This window comes from Pseudomonas sp. EA_65y_Pfl2_P74 (assembly GCF_963970575.1).
GTDB lineage: Bacteria > Pseudomonadota > Gammaproteobacteria > Pseudomonadales > Pseudomonadaceae > Aquipseudomonas > Aquipseudomonas baetica_A.
Map to the genome: position 1 here is coordinate 170736 of NZ_CAXAOQ010000012.1, position 16452 is coordinate 187187.

Genomic DNA, 16452 nt, shown 5'->3' on the forward strand with positions numbered 1-16452 from the left:
CACACATTGGTTCTCGGTTTATCCAGTTACCGGTGCGGGAGGCCCACCATTCAGCGACGTTCGATTGGCACGAACTTGCGCTGTTCGACGCCGATGTACTCGGCGCTTGGACGGATGATGCGGTTGTTGGCACGCTGTTCGAACACATGCGCGGCCCAGCCGGTCAGGCGCGAGCAGACGAAAATCGGCGTGAACAGTTTGGTCGGGATGCCCATGAAGTGGTAAGCCGAGGCATGGTAGAAGTCGGCATTCGGGAACAGTTTTTTCTGCTCCCACATGGTCTTGTCAATGGCTTCGGAAACCGCGAACAACACCTTGTCACCCACTTCGTCAGCCAGTTTTTTCGACCAGCCCTTGATCACCTCGTTGCGCGGGTCGCTGTCCTTATAGATCGCGTGACCGAAGCCCATGATCTTGTCTTTGCGCTCAAGCATGCCGAGGGTGCCTTTGATCGCCTCTTCGGGCGATGAGAAGCGCTCGATCATTTCCATCGCCGCTTCGTTGGCACCGCCGTGCAGCGGGCCGCGCAACGAACCGATAGCGGCGGTGACGCAGGAATACAGGTCCGACAGGGTCGATGCACAAACGCGAGCGGTGAACGTCGAGGCGTTGAATTCGTGCTCGGCGTACAGAATCAGCGACACGTTCATCACTTTGACGTGCAGTTCGCTCGGTTTCTTGTCGTGCAACAGGTGAAGGAAGTGGCCGCCAATGGTGGGCTCGTCGCTAACGCAGTTGATGCGTTTACCGTCGTGGCTGAAGCGATACCAGTAGCACATGATCGCCGGGAACGCGGCCAGCAGACGGTCAGTCTTGTCGCACTGTTCGCTGAAGTCTTTCTCCGGTTCGATGTTGCCCAGGAACGAGCAACCGGTGCGCATCACGTCCATCGGATGAGCGGCGGCGGGGATGCGTTCCAGCACTTCTTTCAGCGCTTGCGGCAGGTCACGCAGTTTGCTCAGTTTGCCCTGGTAGGCGGCAAGTTGCGCTTGGGTCGGCAGCTCGCCGTAAAGCAGCAGGTAAGCGACTTCTTCAAATTGCGCCTCTGCCGCCAGTTCACGCACGTCGTAGCCGCGATAGGTCAGCCCGGCGCCGGCCTGGCCCACGGTGGACAGTGCCGTTTGCCCGGCCACCTGGCCCCGGAGCCCGGCGCCACTGAGTACTTTTGCTTCAGCCATTGTTTTCTCCAATCTTGAATTTGTTAGGGAGTACGGCGGCTTACTTCTTCGCCGCAAACAACGCATCGAGCTTCTGCTCGAAGGTGTGGTAATCGATGCGATCGTAAAGCTCCATGCGAGTCTGCATGGTGTCGATGACATTCTGCTGCGTGCCGTCGCGGCGGATCGCGGTGTAGACGTTTTCCGCCGCTTTATTCATCGCGCGAAACGCCGACAGCGGGTACAGCACCAGCGACACGTCGGCGCCGGCCAGTTGCTCGGTGGTGTACAGCGGTGTCGAGCCGAATTCGGTGATGTTGGCCAGAATCGGCGCTTTCACGCGGTTGGCGAACAGTTTGTACATCTCAAGTTCGGTGATGGCCTCCGGGAAGATCATGTCGGCGCCGGCCTCGATGCATGCGGCAGCGCGATCCAGTGCCGACTCCAGGCCTTCGACCGCCAGCGCATCGGTACGCGCCATGATCACGAAGCTGTCGTCCGTGCGGGCATCGACGGCGGCTTTGATGCGGTCGACCATTTCCTGCTGGCTGACGATCTCTTTGTTTGGGCGATGACCGCAGCGCTTGGCGCCGACCTGATCCTCGATGTGAATCGCCGCCGCGCCGAACTTGATCATCGACTTGACGGTGCGCGCCACGTTGAAGGCTGAAGAACCGAAACCGGTATCCACGTCCACCAGCAGCGGCAGATCGCAAACGTCGGTGATGCGGCGCACGTCGGTCAGCACGTCGTCCAGGCCGGTGATGCCCAGGTCCGGCACGCCGAGCGAGCCCGCCGCCACACCGCCACCGGACAGGTAGATCGCTTTGAAGCCGGCGCGTTTGGCCAACAGCGCGTGGTTGGCGTTGATCGCGCCCACCACCTGCAATGGATGCTCGCTGGCGACCGCGTCGCGGAAACGCTGGCCTGGAGTGTTCAGGTTGGAACTCATGACTCACCTCGTTCAGTGGCTGTCTTATCGTTGGCGCCGTCCTGGTAATGACGGGCGATATTGCGTTTCGAGGCGCCGATGTGACGGCGCATCAACAATTCCGCGAGCTCGCCGTCACGGTCGGCGATCGCATCGAGAATGCGGTGGTGTTCGGCAAAGGCCTGGCGGGGGCGATTGGGCGTGGAAGAAAACTGGATGCGGTACATGCGCACCAGTTGATAGAGCTCGCCGCAAAGCATTTGCGTGAGGGTGCGGTTGCCGCTGCCCTGAATGATGCGGTAGTGAAAGTCGAAATCGCCTTCCTGCTGGTAGTAGCCGACGCCGGCCTGAAATGCCGCGTCGCGCTCGTGGGTTTCGAGCACCCGGCGCAACTCGTCGATTTCTTCGACGCTCATGCGTTCAGCCGCCAAGCGGCAAGCCATGCCTTCAAGGGATTCGCGGATTTCGTAGAGTTCCAGCAATTCGGCGTGACTGAGCGACACCACCCGCGCACCGACATGCGGCACCCGGACCAGCAGGCGCTGACCTTCCAGACGATGAATCGCCTCACGCAGCGGGCCACGACTAATGCCGTAGGTGCGCGCCAGCTCCGGCTCGGAGATTTTGCTGCCTGGAGCGATCTCGCCTTTGACGATGGCCGCCTGAATGCGCCGGAAGACGTTTTCCGAAAGCGTCTCGGAATCGTCGCCGCTGATGACCGGGGGATCGAGTTGATCCAGCATGATTGTCGACACCTTTAAATCCAATGCGGCAAAAACTAGTCAATTCGCCAGCCTCAGTCAAAGGAAAAATAGATATTGTCGACAATCGTCTAATAACCACCCTTGGACCACCCCAAGGGTTATAGACCCGCTCGGGCGCTGGCGCCATAAAATCACCGTGCTAGAATGCCGCCCGCATTTGCTGGCCATTTGTACGGCTTGTCATAAAAAGCTGATAGGCACACGAAGGGGCTTGCGCAAGTTTTGCCAAGGACCTGAACCGAAAACGGAACGCTGCGCACCAGGATTTATGAGACTCAAGCCTTTCCCCACATTTTTTGCTCTGTTTTGCCTGCCCGGGCTTGCCGCCGCGGGAGAAAAAACCGTGTACGGCCTCAACGAATACGCCTCGTTGGATGGCATCAATCTGCAAGTCGCGGCCAAACTCGATACGGGCGCTAAAACCGCCTCGCTGAGTGCCCGCGACATCAAACGCTTCAAGCGCGACGGTGAATCCTGGGTACGTTTCTACCTGGCGATCGACGCCGCGCATTCACACCCGATCGAACGACCGCTGGCCCGGGTCAGCAAGATCAAGCGCCGCGCCGGCGACTACGACCCGGAAGAAGGCAAGAAGTACACCGCCCGCCCGGTGATCGAGCTGGATATCTGCATGGGCACGGCGATGCGCAGCATCGAAGTGAACCTGACCGACCGAAGTGCGTTCCAATATCCGCTTTTGATCGGCTCCGAAGCCTTGAAACGTTTCGATGCGCTGGTCGACCCGAGTCTTAAATACGCTGCCGGCAAACCCGCCTGCACCATCGCCGCTCATACCGCCGAGTAATTTCCATGCGTTCTCTAACCTTTCACCTGAAAATCCTGATCACCATTCTGGTGTTGCTGGGCGTTTCGGTTACGGCCTATCAGATTTTCGTGCTCGGCATTCCGGTGACCGAAGACGCCACCGACGATTTGTGGAACATCGATGCCAAGGTCGAGTTCGTCGCCAGTGCCAAGGATCCGGTCAAAATCCAGATGTTCGTGCCGCCCCTGAGCCGCGATTACGTCAGCCTCAACGAAAGCTTCATCTCCAATAACTATGGCGTGGCCGTGAACCGCGTCGATGGCAACCGCAAGGTGACCTGGTCGGCGCGCCGGGCCAAGGGCAACCAGACCCTGTATTACCGTTTGGTGCTGACCAAGCGTTACACCTCGGAAAAATCCAAGATCAAAGGCCCGACCTTCCGCGACAGCATTGCGGTCGAAGGCCCGGAAAAAATCGCCGCCGAAGCACTGCTCGCGCCGATCCGCCAGCACTCGGCCGACGTCGAAACCTTCATTGGCGAGGCGATCAAACGCGTCAACAACCTCAACGATGACAACGTGAAACTGCTGCTGGCGGGCGATCCGTCCACCGCGCACAAAGCCAAAATCGTCGAACTGTTGCTGTCTATCGCGCACGTCCCGGTTGAAAAAGTCCACACCATCCGCCTGGTTGCCGATCAACCACAAAGCCCTGAATTGTGGCTGCGCAGCTTCAATGGCAACGACTGGCTGTACTTCAACCCGGAAACCGGCGAACAAGGCCTGCCAAGCGACCGCCTGCAGTGGTGGACCGGCGATGAGAACCTGATCACCATCGACGGCGGCAAGAAAGCCAACGTGACCTTCAGCCTGAACAACAGCGAGATGAATGCGATTCGTCTGGCCAAGCTGACCGACGAAAACACCGACGCCAACTTCCTCGAATACTCGCTGTATGGCCTGCCGCTGCAAACCCAGCAAACCTTCATGATCATGGTGATGATCCCGATTGGCGTGCTGGTGATCCTGATCCTGCGCAACCTGATCGGCCTGCAGACCCTCGGCACCTTCACCCCGGTACTGATCGCCCTCGCCTTCCGCGAAACCCAGTTGGGCTTCGGCATCATCCTGTTCACCGTGATTACCGCGCTGGGCCTGTCGTTACGTTCTTATCTGGAACATCTGAAACTGCAGATGCTGCCGCGCCTGTCGGTGGTGCTGACCTTTGTCGTGGTGTTGATCGCGGCGATCAGTCTGTTCAGCCATAAGCTCGGTCTGGAGCGCGGCCTGTCGGTGGCGTTGTTCCCGATGGTGATTTTGACCATGACCATTGAGCGCCTGTCGATCACCTGGGAAGAACGTGGCGCAAGTCACGCGATGAAAGTGGCCATCGGCACGCTGTTCGCCGCGTCGCTGGCGCACTTGATCATGACCGTGCCTGAGTTGGTGTACTTCGTCTTCACCTTCCCGGCGATCCTGCTGATCATGGTGGGTTTCATGCTGGCAATGGGTCGCTATCGCGGTTATCGCCTGACCGAGCTGGTGCGTTTCAAGGCGTTCCTGAACAAGGCTGATCACTGATGTTCGGTTTCTGGAAGACCTGGAAGGCCCTGGAAGCCCGAGGCATCATGGGCATCAATCGCCGCAACGCGGACTATGTGCTCAAGTACAACAAGCGCAGTCTGTACCCGATCGTCGATGACAAGATCATCACCAAGGAGCGCGCCATCGAGGCCGGCATTCAAGTGCCAGAGCTGTATGGCGTGATCTCCACCGAGAAGGAAATCGACAAGCTCGGCGAGATCATCGACGGGCACACCGACTTCGTGATCAAACCGGCCCAAGGCGCCGGCGGTGACGGCATTATCGTGGTGGCTGACCGTTTCGAGGGACGCTATCGCACGGTGTCGGGCAAGATCCTTGCCCACGAAGAACTTGAGCATCACATCTCCAGCATCCTCACCGGCCTGTATTCGCTAGGCGGCCATCGCGATCGCGCGCTGATCGAATACCGCGTCACCCCGGACCAGATCTTCAAGAGCATCAGCTACGAAGGCGTGCCGGACATCCGCATCATCGTGCTGATGGGTTATCCGGTGATGGCGATGTTGCGCCTGCCGACCCGTCAGTCCGGCGGCAAGGCCAACCTGCACCAGGGCGCCATCGGTGTGGGTGTCGACCTGGCTACGGGCCTGACACTGCGCGGCACCTGGCTGAACAACATCATCGCCAAACACCCCGACACCACCAACGCGGTGGACGGCGTGCAACTGCCCTATTGGGACGGTTTCATGAAACTCGCCGCTGGCTGCTACGAGCTGTGCGGTCTGGGTTATATCGGCGTGGACATGGTGCTCGATCAGGAAAAAGGCCCGCTGATTCTTGAGCTGAACGCGCGGCCGGGGCTGAACATCCAGATCGCCAACGACTGCGGGCTGACGCTGCGTACCCACGCGGTGGAAGCGCGACTGGAAGAACTGAAGGCCCGTGGCGTGACAGAGTCGGTTGAAGAGCGGGTGGCGTTTACTCAGGAGATGTTCGGCCATATTCCCGCCGTCGAAGGCTGATCACCCTGTCCATGATCGTTCCCATGCGCTGCGCGGGGACGATCAGCCCCACAACCTGCCAATCACCGACATCCCCTCTAGGAGCAATTCCCGCAGAGGACTACAATCCCTACCCCGCCTCAATGGCCGATCTGCCCCGCCCATGCTGACCTGTTCCGTACACCCTCTGCCTTACCGCGCCAATCCCGCCGGATACTTCGCGGCAATCCGCAACGCCCCCGGCGCCGTGCTGCTCGACAGCGGCCGACCGAGTGCCGACCGTGGCCGTTATGACGTGCTCAGCGCCTGGCCGCTGGAACAACTGGCGGTGTGGCCGGACGAAAACGGCAGCCATTTCCTCCAGCGTCTGCGCGACAATCTGGAGCGCTTGGGCGACGCGCAATTGCCGGCGCCTTATGAGTTGCCGTTCGCCGGCGGTCTGATCGGTTACCTGAGTTATGACTTCGGCCGGCATCTGGAGAGTCTGCCGAGTCAGGCGCGCGATGATCTGCAATTACCGGATGCGCGTTTGGGCCTATACAACTGGGCGCTGATCAGCGATCACCACGCGGCCACTAGCCAATTGGTGTTTCACCCGACGCTGGCCGACAGTGAAAAACAGCGGCTGATTGCGCTGTTCAGTCAGCCGATGACGGGCTCGCTGACGCCGTTCAAACTGAACCAGCCGATGAGTCCCGACCTGTCGCCAGACGACTACCGCCAGGCGTTCGAACGCATTCAGCATTACATTCAGGCCGGCGACTGCTATCAGGTCAACTTCGCCCAGCGTTTTCGCGCGCCGTGCCAAGGCGATCCATGGCTGGCCTATTGCGCGTTGCGCGACGCCTGCCCGACGCCTTTTTCCGGTTTCCAGAGCCTGCCCGACGGCGCTGCAGTGCTGAGCCTGTCACCCGAGCGCTTCGTCAAAGTCAGCCAGCGGCAGGTCGAAACCCGCCCGATCAAGGGCACCCGCCCCCGTGGCCTGACACCTGCCGAAGACGCCGCGAATGCCTCGCAACTGCTGGCCAGCCCAAAGGATCGCGCGGAAAACCTGATGATTGTCGACTTGCTGCGCAACGATCTCGGCCGCACCTGCCGTATCGGCTCGGTACGGGTGCCGGAGTTGTTCAGCCTGGAAAGCTATCCGAATGTGCATCACCTGGTCAGCAGCGTGACGGGCGAACTGGCGCAGGATCGCGATGCACTGGACCTGATCGCCGGCAGCTTTCCCGGTGGCTCGATCACTGGTGCGCCGAAGATTCGGGCGATGCAGATCATCGACGAGCTGGAGCCAACCCGTCGCGGCTTGTATTGCGGCTCGTTGTTGTATCTGGACGTGCGTGGCGAGATGGACAGCTCCATCGCGATCCGCAGTTTATTGGTCAAGGATGGGCAGGTGTGCTGCTGGGGCGGCGGCGGGATTGTCGCGGACTCGGACTGGCAGGCGGAGTATCAGGAGTCGATTACCAAAGTGAAGGTTCTGCTCCAAACCCTGCAAAACCTCTAAAACCTCTAAAACCTCTAAAACCTTCGCGAGCAAGCCCGCGCCCACACAAGAATGCATTCCCCTGTGGCGCGGGCTTGCTGCGAAGGCGTCAGGCCTGACGACTATAGGCTCAAATCCCGGTTAGACGCCTTGAGAAATGCCTGCTTCAACTCGGCAAACGTATGCACCGCCGGGAACTGCGGAAACTCGCGAATGACATTGTCCGGTGCGTGGAACAGAATCCCGGCATCCGCCTCGCCCAGCATCGAAGTGTCATTGTACGAATCACCCGCCGCAATCACCCGATAATAGAGGCTCTTGAAGGCCAGAACCGACTGGCGTTTGGGGTCTTTCTGACGTAACTGATAGCTGCTCACCCGCCCGCTGTCGTCAGTGATCAGACGATGACAAAGCAAGGTCGGGAAGCCCAGTTGACGCATCAACGGTTGGGAGAACTCATAGAAAGTGTCCGACAGAATCACCACCTGAAAGCGCTCGCGCAGCCAGTTGACGAACTCCACTGCGCCATCCAGCGGCTTCAGCGTTGCGATCACCTCCTGAATATCCGCCAGCTTCAACCCATGCTCATCGAGGATGCGCAGACGCTGCTTCATCAGCACGTCGTAGTCGGGAATGTCCCGAGTGGTGGCCTTGAGGGATTCGATTCCGGTTTTTTCGGCGAAGGCGATCCAGATTTCCGGTACCAGCACCCCTTCAAGATCCAGGCAAGCAATTTCCACAAGACACTCCCGTTTGTATTGTTTATTGAGTCGAGCGAGCCCGAACTCTAGCGACTCAACCCCAACCACGCAACGCACAGGACGCCCCAAGCGCCGCTGCTTTTTGTTACCATCGGCGCCATATAGAGCGCCCAGCGCCACCGACCTGTAGGAAGCCGCCCTGATGAGCCCAACGTTCGACGTCGTGGACCTCGCCACGACCTATGCCAACAAATCCGCTCAAGACATCCTGAAACTCGCGTTTGCCGAGTTTGGTGATGATCTGTGGATATCTTTCAGCGGCGCCGAGGATGTGGTGCTGGTGGACATGGCCTGGAAGCTGAACAAGAACGTCAAAGTGTTCAGCCTCGACACTGGCCGCTTGCATCCGCAGACCTACCGTTTCATCGAGCAGGTGCGCGAGCACTACAAGATCGACATCGACATCGTCTCGCCGGACGCCACGAAACTGGAACCGTTCGTGAAGGAAAAAGGCCTGTTCAGTTTCTACAAGGACGGCCACGGTGAATGCTGCGGTATCCGCAAGATCGAACCGTTGCGCCGCAAACTGTCCGACGTCAAAGCCTGGGCCACCGGCCAGCGCCGTGACCAGAGCCCGGGCACCCGCAGCGCCGTGGCGGTGATGGAAATTGACAGCGCGTTCTCCACGCCGGAGCGCACCCTGTACAAGTTCAACCCCCTCGCGCAGATGACCAGCGAAGAGATCTGGGGCTATATCCGTATGCTGGAACTGCCGTACAACAGCCTGCATGAGCGCGGCTTTATCAGCATCGGCTGCGAACCGTGCACCCGCCCGGTGCTGCCAAATCAGCACGAGCGCGAAGGCCGCTGGTGGTGGGAAGAAGCCACCCAGAAAGAATGCGGGTTGCATGCCGGGAATATCATCGGCAAGGCGTAACCCACACCTTTGCATCCAGTGACATCCCCACATTTGTTATATGGCACCCTCCGAAAACGTGTACACACAACTGTCACCATCAGTGCCATTTGTGTGTGCACTTTTCATTTCTGCGCCCTGAAACGTTACATCCCTCCTGCAAAGCCCTCCCTTTTGATGTCAGCCGAAATCTTGCGCAAAAAATAAATACCTGTTCAATCGGTCAATTTATATCCACTGATTTTCAGACACTTAGTCCCGTTCGATAACTTTTCGAAATGAGAGACCCATTCCATAGATCAACAACTGGCACAGATCTGGCTTTAGTGCATACATGTTTTGTATACAAAACTGCAAAACATACACACTTTCGATCCGCAAGCCTGAAGCGCCCTATCCCGTACAGGCTGCAGATGCCCCGTAACCAATGATGGTTCACTGCCGCGACGAAGATTTGTCGAGCCTGACAGCTCACGCACAGTCATCGCGGTCCTGAACATCAGGAGCCTGCCGGAATGCGTACAAGTCTCTCCAATAACGTCGCGCTGAATCTGCCCGCCTCTGTCCACGCTCAACCCTTGCCCCCTGACGGCTTGAGCGAACCGTTACAACTGAGCCCGCGTCTGCACAACAGCGATCTGGCACCGACCAAGGCCGAAGGCCGGCGCTGGGGCAAATACAGCATCTTCGCCCTGTGGACCAACGACGTGCACAACATCGCCAACTACTCGTTCGCCATCGGCCTGTATGCCTTGGGCCTGGGTGGCTGGCAGATTTTGCTGTCGCTGGGGATTGGCGCGGCACTGGTGTATTTCTTCATGAACCTGTCCGGCTACATGGGGCAGAAAACCGGGGTGCCGTTTCCGGTGATCAGCCGGATCAGTTTCGGCATCCACGGCGCGCAAATTCCTGCACTGATCCGGGCGGTGATCGCCATCGCCTGGTTCGGCATTCAGACGTATCTCGCGTCAGTGGTTTTGCGCGTGTTACTGACGGCAGTCCATCCCGGCTTCGCCGAGTACGATGACAACGCGATCCTCGGCCTGTCGACTTTGGGTTGGGTGTGCTTCGTGGCGATCTGGTTCGTGCAATTGGCGATTCTTGCCTACGGCATGGAAATGGTTCGCCGGTATGAAGCATTCGCCGGGCCGGTGATTTTGCTGACCGTCGCCGCGCTCGCCGCGTGGATGTACACGCAAGCCAACGCAACCATCGCCTGGTCGATCCGCGAACCGCTGACCGGCGGCGAGATGTGGCGCAATATTTTTGCAGGCGGCGCGTTGTGGCTGGCGATCTACGGCACGTTGATTCTCAACTTCTGCGACTTCGCCCGCTCCTCGCCGTGCCGCAAGACCATCAAGGTCGGGAATTTCTGGGGCTTGCCGGTGAATATTCTGGTGTTCGCCGCGATAACAGTCCTGCTGTGTGGCGCGCAATTCCAGATCAATGGCCGGATCATCGAAAGCCCGACCGAGATCATCGCTTCGATTCCCAACACCTTCTTTGTGGTGCTGGGTTGCCTGGCGTTCCTGATCGTCACCGTGGCGGTGAACATCATGGCCAACTTCGTCGCCCCGGCCTTCGTGCTGAGCAATCTGGCGCCCAAATACCTGACCTTTCGCCGCGCCGGGCTGATCAGCGCGACCATCGCGGTGCTGATCCTGCCGTGGAATCTCTACAACAGTCCGCTGGTGATCGTGTACTTCCTGTCGGGTTTGGGCGCCCTGCTCGGCCCGTTGTACGGGGTGATCATGGTCGACTACTGGCTGATCCGCAAAGGCCGGATCAACGTTCCTCAGCTCTACAGCGAAGACCCCAACGGCGCTTATTACTACAGCCGCGGTATCAATTGGCGCGCCGTCACGGCGTTTATTCCCGCTGCGCTGATCGCCATCGTCCTGGCGCTGGTGCCTGGTTTCCACAACGTTTCGCCCTTCTCCTGGCTGATCGGCGCCGGGATCGCCGGAATGCTTTACCTCATCATCGCCAAACGCCAACCGCACTACGCCGACGTCAGTGGCGAAGCCTTCGCCGTCGACAACGTCTGCCATTAACCCCTTCGCGGCCCGGACTTCGGGCCGCAGAACTGCCCGTTATAAGGATTTTTCATGCGCATTCTCGTGGTCAACGTCAACACCACAGATTCCATCACTCAGGCCATTGCCCGCTCGGCGCAGGCTGTCGCCTCACCCGGTACGGAAATTGTCGGCCTCACGCCGTATTTCGGTGCTGACTCGGTTGAAGGCAATTTCGAAAGCTATCTGGCGGCCATCGCCGTGATGGATCGGGTGATGTCCTACGACCAGCCGTTCGACGCCGTGATTCAGGCCGGTTATGGCGAACATGGGCGCGAAGGCTTGCAGGAACTGCTCAATGTACCGGTGGTGGATATCACTGACGCAGCCGCCAGTACGGCCATGTTCCTGGGGCACGCGTACTCGGTGGTCACCACCCTGGATCGCACCGTGCCGCTGATCGAGGATCGATTGAAATTGTCCGGTTTGTGGGACCGTTGTGCTTCAGTTCGAGCCAGTGGTTTGGCCGTTCTTGAACTGGAACACGAGCCGCAGCGCGCGCTGGAGGCGATCGTGCATCAGGCTGAACTGGCCGTGACGCAGGACAAGGCCGAAGTGATTTGCCTGGGTTGCGGCGGCATGGCCGGGCTCGATGAACAGATTCGTCGGCGTACCGGGGTGCCTGTGGTGGACGGAGTGACGGCAGCGGTGACCATCGCTGAAGCGCTGGTGCGGTTGCGGCTGTCGACGTCCAAGGTGCGGACGTATGCGACGCCGCGGCCGAAGAAAATCATTGGCTGGGCGCAGCGGTTTGCTCGCTGAGTTCACAGTCGGATATCGAGTCGACTCATTCGCGAGCAAGCTTGCACAGGTTTTGTGTGGAACGGGAGCCTTGTAAACGACACAAAACCCTGTGGCAGCGGACTTGCTCGCAAATCGGGGCAACCAGGTCTCAGGCCATGCTCAAATGGCACTGAACCGCTGCGCCAAGCCCTGCTGCGCAAACTGCTCAATCACAAAATCGACAAACGCCCGCGTCTTGCCCGGCAACAATTTATGCTCGGCGTAGTAGATCGAAATGTTGCCGTCATCGATGTACCAATCCGGCAGCACGCGCTGCAACGTGCCCGCCTGCAGATAACCCACCGCAAACGGCATGCTCACCAATGCAATTCCCAGACTTTGCGCGGCAGTCGCACAGGCCGCCTCGGAGTCGCTCATGGTCATTCGCGTCTTGAGGGTCAAGGGGCGGCAGAGCTGGCTGCCACTGCTGATCAACTGCCAGGAGCGCACTCGACCGGTTTGCGGCGAGCGAATCAGGATGCCATCGTGGTGTTGCAGGTCATCAGGCTCGACGATTGCTTTGTGACTTTCCAGATACCCCGTCGATGCCACCAACACTCGGTGCGCCGGCGCCAATTTGCGCGCGACGACACCTTGGGGCAATTCAAATCCCCCGCCAATCGCCGCATCGAAACCTTGCCCAATCAAATCGACCTGGCGGTTATCAAAATGCCAGTCAGGGTTGATCGCCGGAAATCGACGTAAAAACGCTTCCAGCAACGGCACGATGTACAAGCGCCCGAATACCGTCCCCATACTGACTTTCAAAGTCCCCGCTGGCAGGCCCTCGACACTGGCCAGATTGGCCACCGCGTTCTGGATGGTCGTCAGACTGGCACTGACCTGACTCAAAAACAGCTGCCCCGCCTCGGTCAACGTCAGGCTCCGCGTACTGCGCTGAAACAAGCGCACACCGAGCCGCGCCTCAAGCTTCGCCACGCTCTTGCCCACTGCCGCTGGCGTCAGGCTCAGGCGCCGCGCAGCCTCGGCAAAGCTGCCGACTTCGGCACTGCGCACAAAGCATTCGATACTGCTGAAGGTTTCCATGGTCGCCACTATAAACTTTTGGTTTACACAGACTATAGCAATCAGGGTCTACACGGCTGTGGATCAGAAGCCGATACTCGGTTCCAACAACAAGGCATTGCGCCTTGAATACTCTGGAGATCGAACATGTCCACTCAACACCTCAGCGGCAAAGTCGCTCTGATTCAAGGCGGTTCCCGTGGCATCGGTGCTGCCATCGTCAAACGTCTAGCCGCTGAAGGCGCTGCGGTTGCCTTCACGTATGTCAGCTCAACGGTCAAAGCCGAAGAGTTGCAAAACAGCATCACCGCCAGCGGCGGCAAAGCCTTGGCGATCAAGGCTGACAGCGCCGACGCCGCCGCCATCCGCCATGCGGTCAGCGCCACCGTCGAAGCCTTTGGTCGCCTCGACATTCTGGTCAACAACGCCGGCGTACTGGCCGTCGCCCCACTGGAAGACTTCAAACTGGAAGATTTCGACCAAACCGTGGCGATCAACATTCGCAGCGTTTTCATCGCCTCCCAGGAAGCCGCCAAACACATGGGCGAAGGTGCACGGATCATCAACATCGGCAGCACCAATGCTGACCGTATGCCCTTCGCCGGCGGCGGTGTGTATGCGATGAGCAAGTCGGCGCTGGTGGGCCTGACCAAGGGGTTGGCGCGTGATCTGGGCCCTCGTGGTATCACCGTGAACAATGTGCAACCCGGTCCGGTCGACACCGACATGAACCCTGCCAGCGGTGACTTCGCCGAAAGCCTGATTCCGTTGATGGCCGTGGGTCGTTACGGTACAGCCGAAGAAATCGCCAGCTTCGTCGCTTACCTCGCAGGGCCTGAAGCCGGTTACATCACCGGTGCCAGCCTGACCATCGACGGTGGTTTCGGCGCCTGATTTTTCTCAACCGTCTGTAAGAAAAACGCCGCCCCTCCTTTAACAGAGGGGCGGCGTTTTTTGATATCTGGCGTTCAGGCCCATTCCAGCGCCGGCAAACCACAGGCGCTCGGGATGAAGGCTTTCAACGACCGCAGAATACCGTCGGCGTGTGCGTATTTCTCATCAGCCATCGCGGCGTCGGGAATGGCAATGGCGGTCATGCCCGCGGCTTTGGCCGCGGTAACGCCAAACGGCGAATCCTCGAACACCAGACAATCCTCAGGCGCGACACCCAGACGACGGGCCGCGGTCAGGAAAATATCCGGCGCCGGTTTGGCTGCGCCGACTTCCGGATCGTCCGCGGTGACGATGAAATCGAACAGTTCAAACCAGTCGCGGTGCAAGGTGGTTTTCTGGCCGAACGACTGACGCGACGAACTGGTGCCCACCGCAATCGGAATGTTGTGCGCCTTGAGGTGGCGAATCAATTCCTCAGCGCCCGGCATTGCCTGAGCCTTGGGAAAGCGCTCACGCATCAATGGCTCACGAATCACCAGAAACTCTTGGGCAGTGATCGGCAAATCGAGCGCCTGGACCACGTAATTGGCAAGGTCATTGGCGCCTCGGCCAATAATGTTCTGCTTGACGCCCCAATCGAAAGTGCGCCCGTACCGCTCGGCAATCAGCGAAGTGACCTCGGTGTAAATGCCCTCGGTGTCCAGCAGCAAACCGTCCATATCGAAAATCACGGCCTTGATCGGGCCAAACGCCTTCAGCGGTGCATTCATCATCGGATCCGTTATCAAACATATCCCAGGCGACCGGTAGCGCCGCTGCTCGGACCTGATTAAAGGGTTCAGCAGCATAGCGAGCGCAACGGGCATTGAGCAACGGTCAATGCTCGTCGAAGCGACGAACTAATCGCGAGCATTTAGCGAAACGCCCTACAGGCATTGCCTACTCTCCCGACTTCTTTCCTTTTTGATCATCCGCAAAGTCCGCGCACCTCTTTTTTCACGTGCGCGAGTGACTGCGAATGCTCCAACCCGATCGGCTTCTGGCCCTGAACAACAGCATCGGCCTGCTGGTAGTTGCCGCCCTGAACCCTGAACACCCGGACTTCGAAAACCTGATCCGGGAATTTCGCCTTTGCCTGAACAACTACGATGTTTGGGCCGAACAGTTCTGGACGGGCACGGCGCTGGATGTCGAGCAGGTGTTCAAGGTCGGCAACGATGTGCAACTCAGCGCACCGATCAAATCTCGCCAGCCCATCAGCTCATCCGTGGTCATGTGTAAGGCAAGCGGCCCGTTGACCCTGGTGCACATGTTCGAGGCCGCGCAATTCGTCCCCATCGGTAATACCCCGGTGACGCTGGAGCCGGTGATCGACGATGCCAACGGGGTTTTGACGTTCGGAGACCCGATACCCCACACCATCGGCCCCAGCGGCATTCTGGAGCTGAACGACTGCGACCGGGGCCAGCGTTATCGCATCACCTTCTTTCCCGATGTCTGCGCTGAGCATGTCCGAGCGTTGTACGCCTCTTATCAAGGCATTCTCGACGACCTGGAAGTCTGGTTACGTGGGGAGTGGACGGAATTTCAGCCGCTATGGGCAGCGTTTTCCAGTGCCGGATTCATTGAGCGTTACGGTCAACTGCAGCAAGCCGACTGGCGCGGATTCGAGAACGCCCTGCACGGCGTTTGGGATGACATCAAGCAACTGTTTGCCCTGCTTGCCGACTTGCAGGCCAATAGCGAAAAGCTGCTGGAGTACCTGACCGACATTGAGCTGGACGCCCTGCTGCAAGCCTCAAGCGAGGCCATCGCTAACGGTCTGCTGATCCTCAGCGACGAGCCGCTGATGTTCATTCATCTGGCCGCATTCACCAGTTGGCTGAAAATGCTGCCGCCGCAGTACCTGGCCGAAGTGGTGGCCGAGGTTCGCGTCGAGTTGTTGATCAGCTTCCTGTTGATGCGGGTATCTGGCGGTGTCGGTGTACCGCTGCGCTTGAGCAGCAAAGTGTTGGCGAAGATCAAATCGCCACGGGCGCGGGAGTGGCTGGCGGCCTCGGCATTGCGCCTGGCTGAGCTGACCTCTGAGCCCGAACTGAGTCGGCATGCGAGCGTGCTCAAGCCGTTGGTAATCAATGCCCGTGCTGCTGAGCTGAAACCGACACCGTCAATTGCGCTGAATATTCGTCAGGCCGATTCGGTGGTTTTGACGGTGCCGAATCCAGCGCCCGTTGCACGAAAAAAGACTCATGGCATGGCGCGACTGGAGCGCCATGAGGCCCACGACGACGCCCCTAATCAGGCAAAAAACCCCAACGGTGACAGCGCCGATTGCGTGCCGTCGACCTGCACCAACGGCTGTCCGGTGTCGATGGTCACCGGCGAAGAACTGCTGACCCTCACCGATG

At 59.1% G+C, this 16452-nt stretch carries 14 protein-coding genes and 1 pseudogene; 9 read left to right on the forward strand and 6 right to left on the reverse strand.

The genetic code is table 11. From position 1 onward, the window contains the following. Positions 1-50: 50 nt before the first annotated feature. The 3 genes from prpC to AACY18_RS12310 are packed head-to-tail and all read right to left on the reverse strand — an operon-like array spanning position 51 to position 2828. Positions 51-1178: a bifunctional 2-methylcitrate synthase/citrate synthase gene (gene prpC / locus AACY18_RS12300; protein WP_339464977.1), complete on the reverse strand. Its 1128-nt coding sequence runs from the start codon at positions 1176-1178 to the stop codon at positions 51-53. 40 nt (positions 1179-1218) lie between these two features. After that, a complete protein-coding gene (gene prpB, locus AACY18_RS12305) occupies positions 1219-2109 on the reverse strand; it encodes a methylisocitrate lyase (protein WP_250603955.1) in 891 nt (296 codons plus the stop codon). After that, positions 2106-2828, reverse strand: a complete 723-nt coding sequence (locus AACY18_RS12310; protein ID WP_221733954.1) for a GntR family transcriptional regulator — start codon at positions 2826-2828, stop codon at positions 2106-2108. Before AACY18_RS12310 ends, prpB begins: the two co-directional genes overlap by 4 nt. A gap of 292 nt (positions 2829-3120) precedes the next feature. Here AACY18_RS12310 and rloA point away from each other — a divergent pair, with 292 nt between their 5' ends. The 4 genes from rloA to pabB all read left to right on the forward strand — a co-directional run bounded on the left by rloA (position 3121) and on the right by pabB (position 7670). Next, entirely contained in the window at positions 3121-3657 is a 537-nt protein-coding gene (rloA, locus tag AACY18_RS12315) for a retropepsin-like aspartic peptidase RloA (protein ID WP_221733943.1), read from the forward strand. A gap of 5 nt (positions 3658-3662) precedes the next feature. Continuing rightward, complete coding sequence (rloB, locus tag AACY18_RS12320; RefSeq protein ID WP_221733944.1) at positions 3663-5198, forward strand: osmotic stress tolerance membrane protein RloB; 1536 nt, start codon at positions 3663-3665, stop codon at positions 5196-5198. Then, entirely contained in the window at positions 5198-6184 is a 987-nt protein-coding gene (locus tag AACY18_RS12325) for an alpha-L-glutamate ligase-like protein (RefSeq protein WP_339432488.1), read from the forward strand. Before rloB ends, AACY18_RS12325 begins: the two co-directional genes overlap by 1 nt. 142 nt (positions 6185-6326) lie before the next feature. Further along, complete coding sequence (pabB, locus tag AACY18_RS12330) at positions 6327-7670, forward strand: aminodeoxychorismate synthase component I (RefSeq protein ID WP_339464978.1); 1344 nt, start codon at positions 6327-6329, stop codon at positions 7668-7670. Positions 7671-7771: 101 nt separating this feature from the next. Here the strand turns inward: pabB and thrH are convergent, their stop codons facing one another. Then, on the reverse strand, positions 7772-8389 hold the full coding sequence (gene thrH, locus AACY18_RS12335; RefSeq protein WP_339464980.1) for a bifunctional phosphoserine phosphatase/homoserine phosphotransferase ThrH: 618 nt from the start codon (positions 8387-8389) through the stop codon (positions 7772-7774). Between the two features lie 163 nt (positions 8390-8552). Here thrH and AACY18_RS12340 point away from each other — a divergent pair, with 163 nt between their 5' ends. The 3 genes from AACY18_RS12340 (at position 8553) to AACY18_RS12350 (ending at position 12103) form a co-directional block, all read left to right on the forward strand. After that, entirely contained in the window at positions 8553-9287 is a 735-nt protein-coding gene (locus tag AACY18_RS12340) for a phosphoadenylyl-sulfate reductase (protein WP_339432491.1), read from the forward strand. A 494-nt stretch (positions 9288-9781) separates the two neighbouring features. Beyond that, a complete protein-coding gene (locus AACY18_RS12345; protein WP_339432492.1) occupies positions 9782-11320 on the forward strand; it encodes an NCS1 family nucleobase:cation symporter-1 in 1539 nt (512 codons plus the stop codon). Between the two features lie 54 nt (positions 11321-11374). After that, positions 11375-12103, forward strand: a complete 729-nt coding sequence (locus AACY18_RS12350) for an aspartate/glutamate racemase family protein (RefSeq protein WP_339432493.1) — start codon at positions 11375-11377, stop codon at positions 12101-12103. A 141-nt stretch (positions 12104-12244) separates the two neighbouring features. Here the strand turns inward: AACY18_RS12350 and AACY18_RS12355 are convergent, their stop codons facing one another. Beyond that, positions 12245-13171 (reverse strand): LysR family transcriptional regulator, encoded by a 927-nt coding sequence (locus AACY18_RS12355; RefSeq protein WP_339432494.1) that lies wholly within the window; start codon positions 13169-13171, stop codon positions 12245-12247. A gap of 126 nt (positions 13172-13297) precedes the next feature. Here AACY18_RS12355 and AACY18_RS12360 point away from each other — a divergent pair, with 126 nt between their 5' ends. Beyond that, positions 13298-14044, forward strand: a complete 747-nt coding sequence (locus tag AACY18_RS12360; RefSeq protein ID WP_339432495.1) for a 3-oxoacyl-ACP reductase family protein — start codon at positions 13298-13300, stop codon at positions 14042-14044. A 74-nt stretch (positions 14045-14118) separates the two neighbouring features. Here AACY18_RS12360 and AACY18_RS12365 read toward each other — a convergent pair whose 3' ends face one another. Beyond that, on the reverse strand, positions 14119-14814 hold the full coding sequence (locus AACY18_RS12365) for an HAD-IA family hydrolase (protein ID WP_339464982.1): 696 nt from the start codon (positions 14812-14814) through the stop codon (positions 14119-14121). Between the two features lie 248 nt (positions 14815-15062). Here AACY18_RS12365 and AACY18_RS12370 point away from each other — a divergent pair. Next, positions 15063-16452 (forward strand): annotated as a pseudogene (locus AACY18_RS12370) (type IV secretion protein Rhs); the annotation flags it as partial.

Excerpts from the sequence above, each read along its gene's own strand:
- AACY18_RS12355 (WP_339432494.1), bottom strand. The coding sequence starts at position 13,171 with ATGGAAACCTTCAGCAGTATCGAATGCTTTGTGCGCAGTGCCGAAGTC.
- AACY18_RS12365 (WP_339464982.1), bottom strand. The coding sequence starts at position 14,814 with ATGAATGCACCGCTGAAGGCGTTTGGCCCGATCAAGGCCGTGATTTTC.
- pabB (WP_339464978.1), top strand. The coding sequence starts at position 6,327 with ATGCTGACCTGTTCCGTACACCCTCTGCCTTACCGCGCCAATCCCGCC.
- AACY18_RS12360 (WP_339432495.1), top strand. The coding sequence starts at position 13,298 with ATGTCCACTCAACACCTCAGCGGCAAAGTCGCTCTGATTCAAGGCGGT.
- AACY18_RS12345 (WP_339432492.1), top strand. The coding sequence starts at position 9,782 with ATGCGTACAAGTCTCTCCAATAACGTCGCGCTGAATCTGCCCGCCTCT.
- AACY18_RS12350 (WP_339432493.1), top strand. The coding sequence starts at position 11,375 with ATGCGCATTCTCGTGGTCAACGTCAACACCACAGATTCCATCACTCAG.
- AACY18_RS12325 (WP_339432488.1), top strand. The coding sequence starts at position 5,198 with ATGTTCGGTTTCTGGAAGACCTGGAAGGCCCTGGAAGCCCGAGGCATC.
- prpC (WP_339464977.1), bottom strand. The coding sequence starts at position 1,178 with ATGGCTGAAGCAAAAGTACTCAGTGGCGCCGGGCTCCGGGGCCAGGTG.
- rloA (WP_221733943.1), top strand. The coding sequence starts at position 3,121 with ATGAGACTCAAGCCTTTCCCCACATTTTTTGCTCTGTTTTGCCTGCCC.
- prpB (WP_250603955.1), bottom strand. The coding sequence starts at position 2,109 with ATGAGTTCCAACCTGAACACTCCAGGCCAGCGTTTCCGCGACGCGGTC.
- rloB (WP_221733944.1), top strand. The coding sequence starts at position 3,663 with ATGCGTTCTCTAACCTTTCACCTGAAAATCCTGATCACCATTCTGGTG.
- AACY18_RS12340 (WP_339432491.1), top strand. The coding sequence starts at position 8,553 with ATGAGCCCAACGTTCGACGTCGTGGACCTCGCCACGACCTATGCCAAC.